At 72.0% G+C, this 16,350-nt stretch carries 17 protein-coding genes and 1 pseudogene; 5 read left to right on the forward strand and 13 right to left on the reverse strand.

Annotated elements, in window-relative coordinates; translation table 11 throughout:
- The first annotated feature begins 3 nt into the window (after window positions 1-3).
- The gene (locus ACZ7BZ_RS31410; protein ID WP_470361279.1) at window positions 4-1,635 is read left to right on the forward strand and encodes an AMP-binding protein; all 1,632 of its coding nucleotides are present in this window, start codon (window positions 4-6) and stop codon (window positions 1,633-1,635) included.
- Here the strand turns inward: ACZ7BZ_RS31410 and ACZ7BZ_RS31415 are convergent.
- The gene (locus ACZ7BZ_RS31415; protein WP_470361280.1) at window positions 1,539-2,159 is read right to left on the reverse strand and encodes an aminotransferase class IV; all 621 of its coding nucleotides are present in this window, start codon (window positions 2,157-2,159) and stop codon (window positions 1,539-1,541) included. The genes ACZ7BZ_RS31410 and ACZ7BZ_RS31415 overlap by 97 nt on opposite strands.
- Before the next feature lie 179 nt (window positions 2,160-2,338).
- Here ACZ7BZ_RS31415 and zapE point away from each other — a divergent pair, with 179 nt between their 5' ends.
- Both zapE and ACZ7BZ_RS31425 read left to right on the forward strand, forming a co-directional pair.
- Window positions 2,339-3,403, forward strand: a complete 1,065-nt coding sequence (zapE, locus tag ACZ7BZ_RS31420; protein WP_470361281.1) for a cell division protein ZapE — start codon at window positions 2,339-2,341, stop codon at window positions 3,401-3,403.
- A gap of 66 nt (window positions 3,404-3,469) precedes the next feature.
- Window positions 3,470-3,577, forward strand: coding sequence for a polyketide synthase docking domain-containing protein (locus ACZ7BZ_RS31425; protein ID WP_470361282.1), 108 nt, complete (start codon window positions 3,470-3,472; stop codon window positions 3,575-3,577).
- A 124-nt stretch (window positions 3,578-3,701) separates the two neighbouring features.
- Here ACZ7BZ_RS31425 and ACZ7BZ_RS31430 read toward each other — a convergent pair whose 3' ends face one another.
- The 9 genes and pseudogenes from ACZ7BZ_RS31430 to ACZ7BZ_RS31470 all read right to left on the reverse strand — a co-directional run bounded on the left by ACZ7BZ_RS31430 (window position 3,702) and on the right by ACZ7BZ_RS31470 (window position 11,378).
- Window positions 3,702-4,541: a DUF1295 domain-containing protein gene (locus ACZ7BZ_RS31430; RefSeq protein ID WP_470361283.1), complete on the reverse strand. Its 840-nt coding sequence runs from the start codon at window positions 4,539-4,541 to the stop codon at window positions 3,702-3,704.
- Window positions 4,538-5,797, reverse strand: coding sequence for a class I SAM-dependent methyltransferase (locus ACZ7BZ_RS31435; protein WP_470361284.1), 1,260 nt, complete (start codon window positions 5,795-5,797; stop codon window positions 4,538-4,540). Before ACZ7BZ_RS31435 ends, ACZ7BZ_RS31430 begins: the two co-directional genes overlap by 4 nt.
- Entirely contained in the window at window positions 5,794-7,080 is a 1,287-nt protein-coding gene (locus ACZ7BZ_RS31440) for a class I SAM-dependent methyltransferase (protein WP_470361285.1), read from the reverse strand. Before ACZ7BZ_RS31440 ends, ACZ7BZ_RS31435 begins: the two co-directional genes overlap by 4 nt.
- Window positions 7,077-7,856: a DUF1365 domain-containing protein gene (locus ACZ7BZ_RS31445; protein WP_470361315.1), complete on the reverse strand. Its 780-nt coding sequence runs from the start codon at window positions 7,854-7,856 to the stop codon at window positions 7,077-7,079. Before ACZ7BZ_RS31445 ends, ACZ7BZ_RS31440 begins: the two co-directional genes overlap by 4 nt.
- Window positions 7,857-7,861: 5 nt before the next feature.
- Window positions 7,862-9,118: an NAD(P)/FAD-dependent oxidoreductase gene (locus ACZ7BZ_RS31450; RefSeq protein ID WP_470361286.1), complete on the reverse strand. Its 1,257-nt coding sequence runs from the start codon at window positions 9,116-9,118 to the stop codon at window positions 7,862-7,864.
- Window positions 9,119-9,491: 373 nt separating this feature from the next.
- A complete protein-coding gene (locus tag ACZ7BZ_RS31455; protein ID WP_470361316.1) occupies window positions 9,492-10,127 on the reverse strand; it encodes a B12-binding domain-containing protein in 636 nt (211 codons plus the stop codon).
- A gap of 192 nt (window positions 10,128-10,319) precedes the next feature.
- Window positions 10,320-10,586: pseudogene (locus tag ACZ7BZ_RS31460) on the reverse strand (MerR family DNA-binding transcriptional regulator); the annotation flags it as partial.
- A gap of 19 nt (window positions 10,587-10,605) precedes the next feature.
- Window positions 10,606-10,764, reverse strand: a complete 159-nt coding sequence (locus ACZ7BZ_RS31465) for a DUF427 domain-containing protein (RefSeq protein WP_470361287.1) — start codon at window positions 10,762-10,764, stop codon at window positions 10,606-10,608.
- Window positions 10,761-11,378, reverse strand: coding sequence for a sigma-70 family RNA polymerase sigma factor (locus ACZ7BZ_RS31470; protein WP_470361317.1), 618 nt, complete (start codon window positions 11,376-11,378; stop codon window positions 10,761-10,763). The genes ACZ7BZ_RS31465 and ACZ7BZ_RS31470 overlap by 4 nt, the downstream gene beginning before the upstream one ends.
- A 241-nt stretch (window positions 11,379-11,619) precedes the next feature.
- On the opposite strand from ACZ7BZ_RS31470, the gene ACZ7BZ_RS31475 reads away from it, so the two are divergent.
- Entirely contained in the window at window positions 11,620-12,153 is a 534-nt protein-coding gene (locus tag ACZ7BZ_RS31475) for a DUF4383 domain-containing protein (protein ID WP_470361288.1), read from the forward strand.
- On the forward strand, window positions 12,150-12,278 hold the full coding sequence (locus ACZ7BZ_RS31480; RefSeq protein WP_470361320.1) for a hypothetical protein: 129 nt from the start codon (window positions 12,150-12,152) through the stop codon (window positions 12,276-12,278). The genes ACZ7BZ_RS31475 and ACZ7BZ_RS31480 overlap by 4 nt, the downstream gene beginning before the upstream one ends.
- 340 nt (window positions 12,279-12,618) lie before the next feature.
- Here ACZ7BZ_RS31480 and ACZ7BZ_RS31485 read toward each other — a convergent pair whose 3' ends face one another.
- The 3 genes from ACZ7BZ_RS31485 to ACZ7BZ_RS31495 are packed head-to-tail and all read right to left on the reverse strand — an operon-like array spanning window position 12,619 to window position 16,284.
- The gene (locus ACZ7BZ_RS31485; protein WP_470361289.1) at window positions 12,619-12,939 is read right to left on the reverse strand and encodes a UBP-type zinc finger domain-containing protein; all 321 of its coding nucleotides are present in this window, start codon (window positions 12,937-12,939) and stop codon (window positions 12,619-12,621) included.
- Window positions 12,936-14,186 carry an NAD(P)/FAD-dependent oxidoreductase gene (locus ACZ7BZ_RS31490; protein WP_470361290.1) on the reverse strand — a complete coding sequence of 417 codons (1,251 nt, stop codon included), beginning with the start codon at window positions 14,184-14,186 and terminating at the stop codon, window positions 12,936-12,938. Before ACZ7BZ_RS31490 ends, ACZ7BZ_RS31485 begins: the two co-directional genes overlap by 4 nt.
- 1 nt (window position 14,187) lies before the next feature.
- Window positions 14,188-16,284: a glycosyltransferase gene (locus ACZ7BZ_RS31495; RefSeq protein WP_470361291.1), complete on the reverse strand. Its 2,097-nt coding sequence runs from the start codon at window positions 16,282-16,284 to the stop codon at window positions 14,188-14,190.
- Between the last annotated feature and the right edge of the window lie 66 nt (window positions 16,285-16,350).

The following is a 16,350-nucleotide window of genomic DNA, read 5'->3' on the forward strand; positions in this document are numbered from 1 at the left end:
CCCGTGCCGACACCGCCCGCCCAGCGCAGCTACGCCTCCGGAACCGCGGACGTCCCGCTGCTGGGCGACACCATCGGGGAGAACCTGGACCGCGCGGTGCGCGCCTTCCCCGACCGCGACGCCCTGGTCGACCGTCCCACCGCCCGCCGCTGGACGTACGCCCAACTCGCCGCCGACGTCGACGCGCTGGCCCTCGGCCTGCTGGGGCTGGGGATCGCCAAGGGCGACCGGGTCGGCATCTGGGCCCCCAACTGCGCCGAGTGGACGCTCACCCAGTACGCCACCGCCAAGCTCGGCGCCATCCTGGTCACCGTCAACCCGGCCTACCGGGCGCACGAGCTGGAGTACGTGCTGAACCAGGCCGGGATCCGGCTGCTGGTCGCCGCCGAGCGCTTCAAGACCTCCGACTACGCCGGGATGATCGGGGAAGTCCGGCCGCGCTGCCCTCAGTTGGAGCGGGTCCTGCTGCTCGGCAGCCCCGCCTGGGAGGACGCCCTGGCGGCCGGCCGGTCCGCCGACCCCGCCCTGCTGGCCGCCCGCCAGGGCGAGTTGGACCCGGACGACCCGATCAACATCCAGTACACCTCGGGCACCACCGGCTTCCCCAAGGGCGCCACTCTCTCGCACCACAACATCCTCAACAACGGGTACTTCGTGGGCGAGCTGCTGGACTACACCGAGCAGGACCGGATCTGTGTCCCGGTGCCCTTCTACCACTGCTTCGGCATGGTCATGGGCAACCTCGCGGCCACCTCGCACGGCGCCTGCGTGGTCATCCCGGCGCCCTCCTTCGAGCCCGGTGCCACCCTGGCCGCGGTCGCCGCCGAGCGCTGCACCTCGCTGTACGGCGTGCCGACGATGTTCATCGCCGAACTCGCCGACCCGGACTTCGCCCGCTACGACCTCACCGCCCTGCGCACCGGCATCATGGCCGGCTCGCCCTGCCCGACCGAGGTGATGAAGGAGGTCATCGAGCGGATGGGCATGGCCGAGGTGTCCATCTGCTACGGCATGACCGAGACCTCGCCGGTCTCCACCCAGACCCGCACCGACGACCCGGTGGAGCGCCGGGTCGCCACCGTCGGCCGGGTCGGCCCCCATCTGGAGGTCAAGGTCGTCGACCCGGCCACCGGCCGTACCGTCCCGCGCGGCGAACCCGGCGAGCTGTGCACCCGCGGCTACTCCGTGATGCTCGGCTACTGGGAGGAGCCCGAGCGCACCGCCGAGGCCGTCGACGCGGCCCGCTGGATGCACACCGGAGACCTCGCCGTGATGGACGAGGACGGCTACCTCGCGATCACCGGTCGGATCAAGGACATGGTGATCCGCGGCGGGGAGAACCTCTACCCGCGCGAGATCGAGGAGTTCCTGTACACCCATCCGGACGTCCTCGACGTGCAGGTGATCGGCGTCCCGGACACCAAGTACGGCGAGGAGCTGATGGCCTGGATCCGGATGCGCGAAGGCGCCGAGCCGCTCACCGCCGAGGCCGTGGCCGCCTACTGCGCCGGGCGGCTGGCCCACTTCAAGGTCCCGCGCTACGTGCACGTGGTCGAGGAGTTCCCGATGACCGTCACCGGCAAGATCCGCAAGGTCGAGATGCGCGAGATGGCGGTCCGGATCCTCGGCCTGTGACGGCTGCCTCCGACGAAGCCCACGTTCCAGGTGGCTCCCTCGGAGATCCCCAGCTCGTCACCGTGGAACAACGCGTCGTCGAAGCCGTCGAGTTGGGCCGCGCGGCGCAGGTGAAGGCTGTCGAAGAGCCCGGTGTGCTTCACCCCGGCCACCTGGCGCAGGTGCCTGACGGGCCGGACGCGCAGCGGTCCCTGCGGAAGTTCCGGGGCGGGGCGCGTGGTGACGAGGACCCGCGGGGCGGCCGGCCCGGCCGGGTGAGTGAGAATCGGATCCGGATCGAAAACGGTGATCCGGGCGACGACCGCGTTCGCATTATCCGTCAGATCGAGTGCGTGGAGCAGTTCTTGACGGACGTGCTCCAAGTCCAGTTCGGTGCCGAAAACGGCCCGGCAGTCCCGGGCCAGCCGCGCGAAATTGCAGTGCGGGTCCGCGTATTGAGCCGCCCTCGACGCGCATGGTCGTGAAATGGCCGTAACCGACCAGTGCGAGTGAAGTGATCTCGTCGACACCCACCTGTCGCCCATCGGGCTCTTTCATGGCGCACAGTGTCCCACCTGCGAGGTTTCCGACGTGAGTGATGATCATCACTCCCCGTTAGGGCATTGTCGCGGGCCGTGAACTCTGGCAGGATCACGACCGCTCGCCGATGAGTGACCGTCACCGGTGTCGGCGTTGTCTCAGACTGGAACCGGGGGGGCGTCAGTTGATCGAGAAGTTCGAGCGCGCAGCCGAGGAAGCTGGTTTCGTTCTCGACGCCTCGCAGATCGCCGCGGCCGAGCGGCTTTCCGCACTGGCCGCCGAGTTGTCCGGCCGCCGCCGTTTCTTCGGCGGAAAGCAGCCGCGCGGCATCTACGTATGGGGGCCGGTCGGGCGCGGCAAGAGCTGGCTGACCGGAGTCTTCTACGAGGCGTTGCCGGTGCGGAACAAGCGCCGGGTGCACTTCCACGAGTTCTTCCGCGAGTTCCACGCCGTCTACGCCCGGCACCGCAAGGAGCGGAACGCGTGCGACCTGGCCGTCGCCGAGCTGCTGAGCGACTGCCGGCTGCTGTTCTTCGACGAGTTCCACGTGCACGACCCGGGCGACGCCATGATGATGCGCCGCGTCCTGGCCTCGCTGTTCGACCAGAAGGTCACCCTGGTGACCACCTCGAACTACCCGCCCGACGGCCTGCTGCCGAACCCGGTCTACCACCACATGTTCGAGCCGACCATCAAACTGCTCGAAGACAACCTGGACGTCCTGGAGGTCGCGGGCCCGCAGGACTACCGCGCGGAGAGCACCGCCGGAGAGGCCCGTTCGCAGTTCCAGCGCGGGGCCTACATCTGGCCCGGCACCGAGCAGCAGCTGCGCGAGGCCGGACTCGAACCGCCGACCGACGGCGAGCGGCAGCGGATCGACATCGGCGGCCGGGACCTGGTGGCCCGTGCCGTGCGCGACGACCTCGTCTGGTTCGACTTCCACGAGCTGTGCGACGAACGCACCTCGACCATCGACTACCTGGGCCTGGCCGACCGGTTCGGCACCTGGGTGCTCTCCGGGCTGCCGGAGCTGACGTCCGGCAGCAGGGACTCGGCGCAGCGCTTCGCCAACCTGGTCGACGTCCTGTGCGACCGGGACGCGAAGTTCTACCTCGTCGCCGACGGACCCCTGGCCGACTGCCTGCGGGGCGCCGCCCTGCCCATCGACATCAACCGGACCGCCAGTCGCCTCATGCTCCTTCCGGGCTCCGCCACGCCGGAAGCGACGCAGGCGACCAGACAGGCGTGAACGAGGTCCGGACGGCGGTCCGAGGCCGCCGTCCGGCTGTGGCGATTCCGTAGAAGGAGCACGACCATGGCGGCTGAAGAGAAGCTGCGCGACTACCTGAAGCGGGCGACCGCCGAGCTTCGCAACGTCCGACAGCAGCTCCAGGAGGCTGCGGGCTCCGAAGGACAGCTGTGATCCCGGTCCCGGTGTTCCGGTCACCGGACACCGGCACCACCTGATCGGCGGCGGTGCGGGCGGCGTGCGGGCACGGGGTTGTCGTGCAGGCGCAGGTTCTGGGTGAACAGGGCGATCGGGACGATCACGGCCGGGGCCTCGAAGGTGGTGCGGCCGGGACGTTCGGGTGCCGGCGTGGTGGCAGGGGGATGAAGCCGCTGGTTCGGGCGGCGTATTCGGCCCAGCCTGACCGTTGCGCGCCGAGCCGGCGTTCGAGCATCGGCTTGCCGCTGCCGAAGGCGAGCAGGTAGGTCATCAGCAGCGGGCTGAGGACGAAGGCCCAGCCGACGGGGGCGTCGGCGGCGAGCAGGAACAGGCCCCACCAGACGCAGGCGTCGCCGAAATAGTTGGGGTGGCGGGTGTAGCGCCACAGGCCGCGATCCATGATCCGGCCCCGGTTGGAGGTGTCGGCCTTGAAGCGGGCGAGCTGCCAGTCGCCGACCGATTCGAAGAACAGTCCTACCGTCCACAGCGCGGTGCCCGCCCAGGCGAGCGCACCGGGCGGGAACGGCATGTACTGGGCGGCCTGGACGGGCAGGGAGACGAACCAGACGAGGGCGGCTTGGAGAAGGTAGACCATTCTCAGGGCGTACCGGGTGCGGGCGGGGCCTTCGGGGGAGCGGGAGAGCATCCGGGCGTAGCGGGGGTCTTCGGGCGCACCGCGGGAGCGCCACCAGATGTGCCCGGACAGGCGAAGGCCCCAGACGGTGACGAGCACGGAGGCCAGCAGTCGGCGCCCGGAGTCGCCGTGGCCGTCGGACATGATGTAGCCGCTCAGTGCCACGGCGGTGAACGCGAGCCCCCAGGCGATGTCGACGCCGCGGTGGCGTCCGGCGAGCACTCCCGCCGCGAACGCGGCGAGAAGGACGGCGAGGGAGACCGCGGCAGTGACGGCGAGGTTGAGGGCGAAGGCCGTGGCGTTCACGGCAGGTCCTCGTACCAGTCGGCTGGCCGAACGGTGGACGACTGACCGCCAGGACGGCGGGCGAGGATCTGGTCCACGCCCATCCGCCCCTCGGCGAACGCCAACGAGCTGCCGGCCGTGTAGAGCTCCCACAGCCGCACGGTGGGACGCCCGACCAGGCGGAGGAACTCCGCCCGGTGGTCGCGCAGGGTGTCGTGCCAGGCGTCGATGGTGCGGGCGTAGTGCTCGCGCATCGCTTCCACGTGCACGACTTCCAGGCCGGCGTCCTCGATGAGGCCGGTGGTCTGCCCGACAGGGCACATGTGCATGTCGGGGGCGATGTAGGTCTCGATGAACGCGCCGCCGCCCGGTGCGGTGGAGCCGCGTGACATCTGCTGGACGAGCAGGCGCCCACCCGGGCGCAGGAGGGCGTGCAGCCGGTCGGCGAAGGCCGGGTACTGGTCCTTGCCGACGTGCTCGCCCATCTCGACGCAGCTGATCGCGTCGTAGGCGGCGGGCTCGATGTCCCGGTAGTCGCGCAGCTGGACGTCGACCAGGTCCGCCACCCCGGCCCGGGCGATGCTGTCGCTCGCCCAGCGGTGCTGGCGTTCGGAGAGGGTGACGGCGGTGACGCGGGCCCCGAACCGACGAGCGGCGTGCCGTGCGAGCGCGCCCCAGCCGCAGCCGACGTCGAGGAGGCGGGACCCGGGTTCGAGGGCGAGCTTGCGGCAGATCAGGTCGAACTTGGCGTCCTGCGCGGACTGGAGATCCTGCTGGTCGCGGGTGTAGTAAGCACACGAGTACGCCATGGCCGGGCCCAGGAGGAGAGCGTAGAAGTCGTTGGACAGGTCGTAGTGGTGGCTGATCACGGCGCGGTCGCGGTCGCGGCTGTGCAGCGCTCCGCCGACCACCGCGCGTCCGGCCGGTCGTGCCGGCGGCACGCCGAGTGCGCCGAGCCGGGCCGCCGTGGCCAGCAGGGCGGGCCAGGCCCTCGGCGCGGGTACGACGGGGCGCCGCCCAGCCATGGCCCTGCGGACCTGCGTCAGCCCGGACTTGAGGTCGCCCTCGACGTCGAGTTCACCGAACGCGTAGGCCTCGGCCAGACCGAGCTCACCGGGCTGCCACAGCAGCCGGCGCACCGCCCTGGGATGGCGCAGCACTACGACGGGGGCGTCCTCGGGGCCGGTGGCGGAGCCGTCCCAGGCTTTGAGACGGAACGGCAGGGGGCCGGGCAGCAGCTGGCCGAGGGCCGTGTCGATCAGGGCCGCCGCTTTCATGGCGTCACCTCGTCGCGGGTGAGAAGGATCTGGTGGACGTCGAGGTAGCCGGTGCGGAATCCGGCCTCGGAGTAGGCGAGGTACAGCTCCCACATGCGCTGGAAGACGTCGTCGAAGCCGAGGGAAGCGATCTGAGGAGAACGTTCGGTGAAGCGTTCGCGCCACAGGCGCAGGGTCTCGGCGTAGTGCGGCCCGAAGGCGTCGGCGCGATTGAGCCGCAGGCGGGTGTGGCGTGCGGCAGTCTCCTCCATGGCCCGTACGGAGGGAATGAGGCCGCCGGGGAAGATGTACTTGAGGATCCAGGTGTAGGTGCGACTGCTGGCGATCATCCGATCGTGCGGCATGGTGATCGCCTGGAGGGCGGCGCGTCCGCCGGGCGCCAGGACCCGGTCGAGCGTGCGGAAGTAGTCGGGCCAGAAGGGCCGTCCGACTGCTTCGATCATCTCGACGCTGACCACGGCGTCGTACAGGCCTTCGGCGGCGCGGTAGTCGCAGAGCCGGACCTCGGCCCGGTCCGACTGCCCGGCGTCGGCGATGCGGCGCCGGGCGAGGACGAGCTGCTCCTCGGAGAGGGTGAGGCTGACGACGTGGGCGCCGCGTGCGGCGGCTCGCAGGGCGAGTTCGCCCCAGCCGGTGCCGATCTCCAGGAGGCGCGTGCCGGGGCCGACGGCGGCCAGGTCGAGCAGCCGGTCGATCTTGCGGTGCTGGGCGGCGGGCAGACCGTCCCAGGTCGCGAGCGGCGCCCGGCCGGGGCCGGTCGGGAAGAGCGCCGAGGAGTAGGTCATCGTCGGGTCGAGGAAGAGTGCGAACAGGTCGTTCGACAGGTCGTAGTGCCGGTGGATGTTGCGCCTCGCGTTGGCCGCGGTGGACAGTTCCTCGTCGGGAGGCCGCTGGACGTAGAGGCGGCGAAGCCACTGGGCGCCGGTCGGTACGAGGGTCTCGGGGGCGGTCGCGAGCTCGGTCAGCAGCGCGACGAGGTCGGGGCTGTTCCAGTCACCGGCCTGGTAGGCCTCGCCGAATCCGATCAGGCCGCTCTCGCCGACCCGGTGGAAGAAGGCCTGCGGGCGGTGCAGGCGAAGCACCGGCGCCCCGGACGGCGCGGGCAGCAGATCGCGGCCGTCGGGAAGTTCGACGCGCAGGCCGCGACGCGAGGCGACCCTGCGCAACAGGCGTTCGGCGGCGGCCGCGCGCAGCGGTACGCCCGGTACCCGGGCGACGTCCGGCCAGCGGGCCGGGTCGACGATGGGTGTCGGCGTCGCTGCCGGGGGGACCGTGGTCGTCATGGGGCGGGCACCTCTTCGGTAGGAGCGGGCTTGTCGGCGGCTCGGGACGGGCTGTGGACCGGGCGGGGGTGGACGGGCAGTCCGCTGAACCACAGGCGGATGCCCTGGTAGCGGATGTGCAGGCTGACGGCCCAGGTGGCGAAAGGGTGCCGGAGCGCCGCCCGCAGCAGGACGGCGGGCCCGGCCTGCCGGGCGGTGCCGTGGACGGTGGCCGTGAAGGCGCGACCGCCCTTGCGGTGCAAGTGGACGGTTAGTCGCAGCCGCTTCCCGGGCTCGGGCAGCACCATCGTGTAGCGGCCGTCGACGGGGAAGAACGGTGAGACGTAGAACTCCTTGGCGCTCTCGGCGCGGCCTTCGGGATCGGGCGGCAGCAGGTAGCGGTGCCGGCCGCCGTAGGTGTTGTGGACCTCGGCGACCGTGCACAGCGGACGGCCCGCCCCGTCGCGGCACCAGTAGACGGTCAGTGGGTTGAACACGTGCCCGAGCGAGCGGGCCTGGGTCAGCATCAGCACCCGGCCGTCTCCGAGACGCACTCCGTGGCCGGTGAGATAGCGTTCCAGGTCCTGGCGCAGTGTCAGCGGATCGCCGCTCGTGTCCAGGGAGTGATCGCGGGGCAGGAACCGGGCCAGCGGCCGAAGAATCCGTGGTACCGCGGGGAGGCGGTCCAGGTCCACCAGCCACAGGTACCCGCGGTGGCGGAACGACCGAAGCCCGGGTGTCGTGCGCACGTGCGTGGTGACGGTGTCGTAGAGGAGCGCGCCCCACGGTCCGGGCAGGGCGGTCACGGCGCGCTCACCCCCAGCAGGGCGCGGGCCGCCTCGACGCCGGAGCGGCAGCCGTCCTCGTGGAAGCCCCAGCCGTGGTACGCGCCGGCGAACACGGTCCGGGTGGTGGTGAGTTCGGGCAGCCGGCGCTGGGCAGCGACCGACCGCGCGGTGTACACGGGGTGGTCGTACACGGTGCGGGAGACCACCAGGTGGTCGGGGACCGGCTGCTGCCGGTCCTCGTTGAGGGTGACCACGTAGTCCTCGGCGGTGTCCAGGCGCAGCAGCCGGTTGAGGTGGTAGTTGACCCGCACCCGGTCGGAGGGGGCGGTGCAGTGCGGCATCCGGTAGTTCCACGACCCGCGCGCTCCCCGGGCGGAGGGCAGGACCGTCGGGTCACGGTGCAGCACAGTGGGGTTGCGCGAGTAGGTGAAGGCGCCGAGGACCTCGCGCTCGGCGTCGGTCGGGTCGGCGAGCAGGCGCAGAGCCTGGTCGGCGTGAGTGGCGATCACGACGGCGTCGGCCTCGGTGCGGCGTCCGTCCTCGGAGACCACGGTGACGCCGGCAGGGTGCCGGTCGACCGCGCGGACCGGAGTGGACCGGTGGACGGCGGTGAGCCGCTCGGCGATCTTGTCGACGTAGGTACGAGAGCCGCCGACGACGGTCCGCCAGGTCGGCGATCCGGTCACCGAGAGCATGCCGTGGTTGTCGAGGAACGCGAACAGGTAGCGGGCCGGGTAGTCACCCGCCAGGTCGGGGGCGCAGGACCACACGGCGGAGACCACCGGGGTCATGAAGTGGTTCACGAAGTACGGCGAGAAGCCCTCCGCGGCGAGGAAGTCGCGCAGGCTCGGGTCACCCGCCCCCGGGTCGGCGAGCAGACGGCGCGCGAGCCGGTGGAAGCGCGGGACCTCGGCGAGCATGCGTAGGTACCGTCCGCGGACAAGGACGTCGGGCGCGGCGAGCAGGCCGACCGGTCCTCTTGCGCCCGCGTACTCCAGGCCGCAGCCGTCGCAACGCACGGACATGCTCATCTCGCTGTCCCGGGTTCGGATGCCGAGCTCCGAGAAGAGCCGTACCAGGTGCGGGTAGGTCCGCTCGTTGTGAACCAGGAACCCCGTGTCCAGCGCCAGTGCCTGCCCGTCCCCAGCAGTAGTGTCCTGGGTGTGGGCGTGGCCGCCGAGCCGCCCGTCGGCTTCGAACAGGTCGACCTCGACCCCGGCGCGGGAGAGTTCGTAGGCCGCCGTGAGCCCGGCAACGCCTGCTCCCACCACAGCGACCGTGCGCGGACGCGGCGCGCCGCCCGCATCGGCTGTGGCCCGTACTGTGGAAATGGTGTGGAACGTGGTCACGAGAGCCCCTCCCGACAGGACCCGAAGCGGCCCGCACTGTTGTTGCACCAGGTATTCGGAACCGAGTCCTGCTCGGATTGGCCCGGATCCGCTTCCTGGGAGAAGCGGAGGATCAGCAGATGGCGTACACCGGGAGCCATGGCGATGTCTGCGGTCCGCGACGTCACTGTGCCCCGGGCCGTACGGCGAACCCGGCCAGCGCACCAGCGTCCATGAAGGCGTTCCCATGGCGGTCGTGGGGCGCACGGCAGCCCTCGCGGCCGACGACGCGTCGGTCCGGGCCGCGATGGCGGTGTCAGGCCATGACGGCCCGTTCGAGGAGGTCGACGGCGCCGGCAAGAGTGGCAGGGCGGGCGGCGCCCGCCGGAAGCTGGAACCGGGCCCACCCGGGACCGGCAGCCACCACCACAGCCCTCCTCCGGGAGCCGCGCGGACCCCACGTGCTGTCGCCGATCCGGCGCACCAGCTCGCGGTCCGCGGTGCGCTGGTCCTGGGACCAGATCATCACAGCCCCCGGGCCGATCCGGTGGACGGCGTCCATGAGGGCCCTGGCCGGGACGGCCGCCCCCAGCATCCGGAAAGGCACCGAGCGCTCCGCCAGCGCCGCAGCCGTGGCCTCCAGCGGAAGGGCGTGCAGGTCCAAGGGCGTGGCGGTCAGGAGGACCGGGCTCACCTGACGAGCGGTGAACGCACCGACAGCCACGCCCCTCAGAGCGCTGGAGACGTGCCAGGACAGCAGGTGCTCGACCTCGACGTACTGCTCGCCGTCCGCTGCCCACTTGCGGCCGGCAGCACGCAGCGCAGGCATCATCACCTCGGTCCACGCGTCGATCACTCCGAGCGAGTCGACCGCTTCCCGCAGAATCCTGGCGACCTCCGCCGCGTCCAGCCGTACCGCGGCCCGCGCCAGACCCCGGCATTCAGGGCGCACCGTTCCGACCTGCAGGGCCCGGCCACCGCCTGGGCCGTAGCCGGAGCGTGCGTTCCCCCGGGAGCTCGTCTGCGGCCCGGGTCGGGCAGTCTGCGGGCTGTCCCGGGTGACGTCTCGCCCGGCCAGGGCGGCGTGCGCGGCCTCCCCCGGCGGTACTCCGCGTGCCGTCAGGCGGCACATCGCCTCCAGGACGGCGATGTCTCCAGGAGTCCAGCGGCGATGGTGTCCGGCTTCCCGGTTGGCGGGGCCGATGCCGTACCGGCGCTCCCAGGATCGGATCGTGGTGGGGGACACGCCCAGTCGTCGGGCCACACTGCCGGTCGAAAGCCCCACGTTCTCCACCGGTTCGCGTCCCGAGGCCCGCTCACCGGGTCGTGCCCCGCCGAGCGATCCGGTCCCGGAGCGGGTCGATGTGCTCACCGTCCTGCGATCCTTCCCGCCGCGAACCCCGCGCAGCACACCATCGAGACGGCGATCATCAGAAGCCGCCCTCCTGCGCTCGCACAGGCTCGCCGTCGACCGTGCAGAGGTCCGCCCTGCCCGGGTAGAACGCGAGCATGCCGCGCAGCTCCCGGTACCCGGGAAGCGGATGCGGGTAGCTCCACGCCGACTCCACCGCGGCACCTGTCGCCGTCATCGCTCCACCCGCGCCACGCTGCCGTACGTGGGCCAGCGGCCAGGAGGAACGTCCCTCGGCTGACCACGGTCACCGTCAGGATCGAAGGCGGCCCTCAGCCGGGCGAGGCCGTCGCGGATCCGCGTCTTGACGGTACCCAACGGCACTCCGATCCGCTGCGCGATCTCCCGGTGCGAGTACCCGCCGTAATAGGACAGGACCACCGCCTCGCGTTGCGCCGAACTGAGATCCGCCAGAACAGACCTGACGCACAGCCGGCTCAGCGAGCGAACAGCCTCCTCCTCCGGCGAATCCCGCCACACGGACTCCCTGGCCACGACAGCCTGGTCACGCAGGGTAGCGGCCCTGGTGGAGCGCACACGGTCCACCGCACGATGGTGCGCGATTGTCAGCACCCACGTCGTCACCGAACCCCGCTCAGGCCGGTAGGCCGCCGCCGTGCGCCAGACCTCCAGCAGGACCTCCTGAGTGACCTCCTCGGCATGAGCCGGACTGCTCAGAATCCGAAGGGCTACCCCGTAGACAGGTGCGGCGACCATGCGGTACAGCGCCTCGAACGCACGCTCGTCACCGCGCGCCGAAAGCTCAAGAAGACGACGCGGCTCCGTGGCCAGCGGTCCTTGCCGGCCGCTGCACAGCACATCGGGGCGAGCTTGCGTGGGCGGTTTCACACGGCCAGAGTCCGGCGATCGTGCGTGCTCGGCCAAGTCGAACCGTTTGTGCAGCGATTTGTGAACCCGAGACCACAATCGATGCGGCAACGCTGCGACTCTTCCCGTCGGCTGCTCCGGCCGATTCTGCAGACGAGGCCGCGCGGTGCGTGGCCCTACGGATCGTCGAGCGATGGAGCGGACCATGAAACTGCACGACGAACTGCCGGTCGACCACCGGCTTTCCCAGGTCTACCGTGTCGGGGCCGGACTCTGCGGCGCGGCCCTGTTCGTGTTCGGCTTCCTCGGATTCGCGGACGGCCTGCCCTTCTTCAGTACCTCGGGGGAGAAGATTGCCGGATTGTCCAGCAACGGCCTGCTCAGCCTCGTGTCGGTGGTCACGGCCGTCGTCCTGGTCGGCGGAGCGGTGATCGGCGGAAACGCCGCTTCCACGATCAACATCACCGTGGGCACGCTGTTCGTCCTCAGCGGTTTCGTGAACCTGGCGGTGCTGGACTCGTCGGCCAACATCCTGGCCTTCCGGATCCAGAACGTGCTGTTCAGCTTCGTGACGGGACTGGTGATCGCCACCTTCGGCATGTACGGGCGGGTGAGCGGAAAGCTGCCGCTCGACAACCCCTACTGGCGCCACCGGCACCCCCGGTCGACCACTCGCAACGGTCCTGAACGGGTTTCCGGCGGGGTGGCGCGACCCGGCCTCCCCGGGCGTCCGGCGTGAGCGGCCCGCGCCCGCACTGGGTGTTCGGCGACCAGCTGGGGCCGCACTTCCGCGATCCCGCGGCGGACGGCCCGGACCCGGACGCAGGCGGGGAAGTCGCCAAGCCGGACCAGTTCGTCGAGTAGGGCGGACAGGACGGCGTAGGGGTCGGCGCCGCGGGAGCCCTCCGTACCAGGCTGTTCGCCGGGCTGCGGGCCCGGTTCGGCGGCGGTGCCGCGGAAAGCGGTGCGGAACCAGCCGGGCCCGGTCGTACCGGTGGCGCTGGTCGCCCTCACCGCCACCTGGTTCTGGGCACCGGAGTCCAGGGACCCGTCGAGCGCCCGACCGGACCCACCGGGCCTGCTCACCGCCTCGGCCGCCGTCGGCCGTGAACGACGCGACCCGCGAGACCGGAGGCACCCCGACCCGCGCCGGGGCCCGTGCGCCCATCCGGCTGGACCGCTGAGCCGGCGCCGCGGCGCCGGCTCAGGCGGGGCGCAGGAAGACCTCGTCGGTGTAGCACCAGGCCCAGTCCTCACCGGGCTCGAGGGACCGGGCGATGTGGTGCCCGCCGGCGGTACGGGCGTGGTGGTGGGCGTGCTGCCCGGACGAGCTGTCGCAGCAGCCGACGTGCCCGCAGCTCAGACAAGCCCGCAGGTGCACCCAGGCCCGGCCGGTCCGCAGGCACTCCTCGCAGCCCGTGCCCGGGTCGGCGGGAGCCTCCCGGAGGTCGTCCAGATGGCCGCAGGTCCGCTGAACGACCAGGCCCGGATCGACCGCGACCCGCCAGGCCCGCTGTCCGTTCACGCCGACCGGGTTTCCGGCCCGGCCAGATCGGCCAGCACCTCCCGGGCCGCCCGGGCGCCCGAGGCGAGCGCCCCCTGAACCGAGCCGGTGGCCCGGTGGTCCCCGCACACGTAGCGCCCCGGCGCGAACCGGGTGCTGCGGCTGAGCAGGAGCGGCGCTGGACCGGCCGGTAGCGCCTCGGCGATCCGGTACTCCGCCAGCTGCTCCCAGGCGGAGGTGTCCGCCCCGTACAGTGCTCCGGCCCGGACCCGGGCCGCCCGCTCGTCCGCGTCCGTTCCCAGGACCGAGGTCGACACCAGTGCCCGCCCGTCCGGTGAACAGCCGGGGACGACCTCCGACAGCACCACCGTGTTCAGCACCTGCCGGCCCCCGTCCACGACGAGGGTCGGCTCGCGCAGGGGGCTGGTCGGCGCCGCGTGGTAGAAGGTCGTGACCCTTCGGGCCGTCGGTACCCGCAGGCCCGGCAGCAGCCGGGCGGCCTGCGCCATCCCGGTCGCCACCACGACCGCACGGGCCCGAAGCGCCGCACCGTCCGCGAGCACCACGTGCTGCGCCGTCACTCGTTCCACCCGGGCGTTGCGCACCAGCCGGTCCTGCGGCAGCCGGGCCGCCAACTGGCGCGGCACCGCCCCGATGCCGTCCCGGGGCAGGCACAGACTGCCGCGCAGCATGCTGTGCCACACCAGGTGGAACAGCCGGCTGGAGGTCTCCAGCTCCTCCTCGAGGAACACCCCGGCCAGGAACGGGCCGAGCACCTCGTGGACGGCGTTTCGCGACACCCCGGCCCGGCGCAGCGCGCCGGCGGTGTCGGTCTCCGGCAGGCGCTTGAGCACGGTGGCGGGCAGCACCGCGTCAGCGGCGCCCAGCAGTCCCAGTGCGGCCAGGTCACGCAGCGGCAGCAGCCTGCCGGGCAGCAGGTCGCCGGCCTGACCCGGGCGCCGGGTCGGATCGACCACCCGGCGCAGGCCCCGCGTGCCGGCCAGCAGGAATCCCGGGGTGAACGGGCGTAGCCCCAGCGCTCCGAAGTCCAGACGTCGCCTGACCTGCGGGTAGGCGGTGTTGAACACCTGGAAGCCGCGGTCGAGCCGGAAGCCCTGGACCACGTCGGTGCGCATCCGTCCGCCCACCTTCCCGGCGGCCTCCAGGACCAGGACGTCGCGTCCGGCCGCGGTCAGGTCCAGCGCGCAGGCCAGTCCGGCCAGGCCCGCGCCGACCACCACGATCTCCGCTGCTTCGTTCTTCGGCATCTCAGCTGCCTCCTTCCCGGCCTCCGCCGGTCCGAGCCCGGCGCGGGGGACCCGTGCGGCACGAGGCGAGGTAGGCGTCCGCCAGGGATGCGGCCATGGCGTCGATGCCGAACCGCCCGCGCACCGTCGCCGATCCGGCTGCCGCCATCGCGGCGAGCTCGGATGCAGGAGTGCTGACGAGCGAGCACAGGCCCTCGGCGAGCGCCTCCACGGATTCAGTGGCCAGGAGGCGTCCGTTGACGCCGTCGCGCAGGTAGTGGGAGGCGCCGCCGCGCCGGGGGGCGGCGACCGGAAGGCCGGCCTCCATGGCCTCGAGCACGGCGAGCCCGAACTCCTCCTTGGCACTGGGGCACACGTAGAGCGCGGCTCCCGGTCCTGTCTGTGCCAACGCATTCTCCAGGAGGCGGACATGCCGGTTGGGCAGAGCGGGCCACAGGGCCGCCCGCCGCATCGCGACCGGGTCCGACCGCAGCAGCTCGGTGACCCGCCCTCGCACCGTCGATTCGACGGCGGTCGGCTCCCTGAGCGACCCGCCGACGAGGAGCAGGGTCGAGCGGTGATGAAGGCGGGCGTGCATCCAGGCCCGCACGAACCCCTCCTGCTGTTTGACCGGGTGGAGCCGTCCCACGCACAGGAGCAGCGGCAGTTCACGGTCCGAGGCGTCCAGTCCGTCGGTGGTCGCACCGCCGGCGTACAGCCGGGAGAGCATCGCGCGCGCGGTCGCGCCGTCGTGGGGGGCCGGGCGGAAGGGGGAGATGCCTTCGGGCTGGATGTGGATTGCGCGGCCCCGCAACTGCGGGAAGTGCGCGTGGAGTTCCTCGATCCCCGGTCGGCCGGGCATGGCCACGAGCAGGTCGGCGCGGGCCACGAGCAGGTCGGCGACAAAGACCCGGTGCAGGTCCACACGCAGCGCGCGGCCCGCGTCGCCGTTGTGGACCGGCTCGGTGCCGGCATGCCGTTCGTCCATGGTGCGGTGAGGGTCGGGGGTGACGGTGAACGCGAGCTTGGCGCGGTGGCGGAGCGTGGCCTGGGCGACGGCGAGGGACGCGTCGTCGGCGAACCTGACGTGGGTGAGGTCGGGTCGGGCTCCCGGGAGCTCGAAGACGCGGGAGGTCCACCAGGCCAGTGCGCTCCGATGGGCGGCGGCGGTCTCCGGCTCAAGCGTTCCCGGCGTGTCCACAGGGAGCCGCACGAGCCAGTGCGCCGGACTCAACTCGCTCACCAGGGGTCGGTGTTGTGAATCGGTCGGATGGGTGGCGGTGAGGGTCAGGACCCGCGCGACGCGCGCGTCGGCTGTGAGGGCCTCGCCGAGTCCGGCCAGCAGCACGCTCATGCCGCCGCTGAGTCCGGCGCCCGGCTCGTCGAGGCGGCCCAGCAGCATCGACTGCGCGACCACCAGGGATCCCCGGAAGCGCTGAGTCAGGGCCGCGAACGCCGTCCTGAACCGTTGCCCGGCCGCGGATCCCGGGCGTGCCCGCTCGCAACAGGCCGCGAGCAGGAGCTGTTCGTAGGGGTCCTTCGCCGCTTCCGGACCCGGCAGCACCAGGTGACCGCCCGGTACTCCCGACAGGTAGCGCCACCGTGCGTGCAGGTGCGCCCGCGTGGCGGGTGCCAGCTTGACCACCTCTCGGGCCGAGAGCGGCCGCAGAACGTTCGCGTCGGCGATGTCCAGCAGGAACGCCGTCTCCGCCGGGCCGGGGGCGGCCAGCAGGCGCCGACGGATTTCCGCGGTCGCCGTCAGCCCCTCATCAAGGCCGGCACTGCGCTCCCACGCCTCGGCGAGTGCCGTCCGTTCCCACTCCGCCTGGTCCGGTGCAGCCCCGGCGGCCGCCAGCAACCGTGTCGGGACGGCCCGTTCGCGCCGCGCCAACTGGCGAAGCCGTGCCGCTCGCCGATCGGAGCCCGACAGGACCGCATCAGGGTGGACGCACCGATCCCCGTACTCGGCCCGCGCGAGCCGACCGAGCAGGTTGCCACCGGTCACGGCCCCGGTGTCCTGGGTCCAGTAGTACCTGCGCCACGCCGCAAGACCCGTGGCGGCGCCCGCATCGGCGCCCGCCGGTCGCGAGGTCGTGGTCGGTGTGCTGCGCTGTGTCATCGGCCGTCCTCCCAAGCCGTCGGGTGGTCTCGGCCTCCTGTTCGGAGACCGATGGCCGAGCGGATT

This window comes from Kitasatospora sp. NPDC036934, assembly GCF_055608425.1.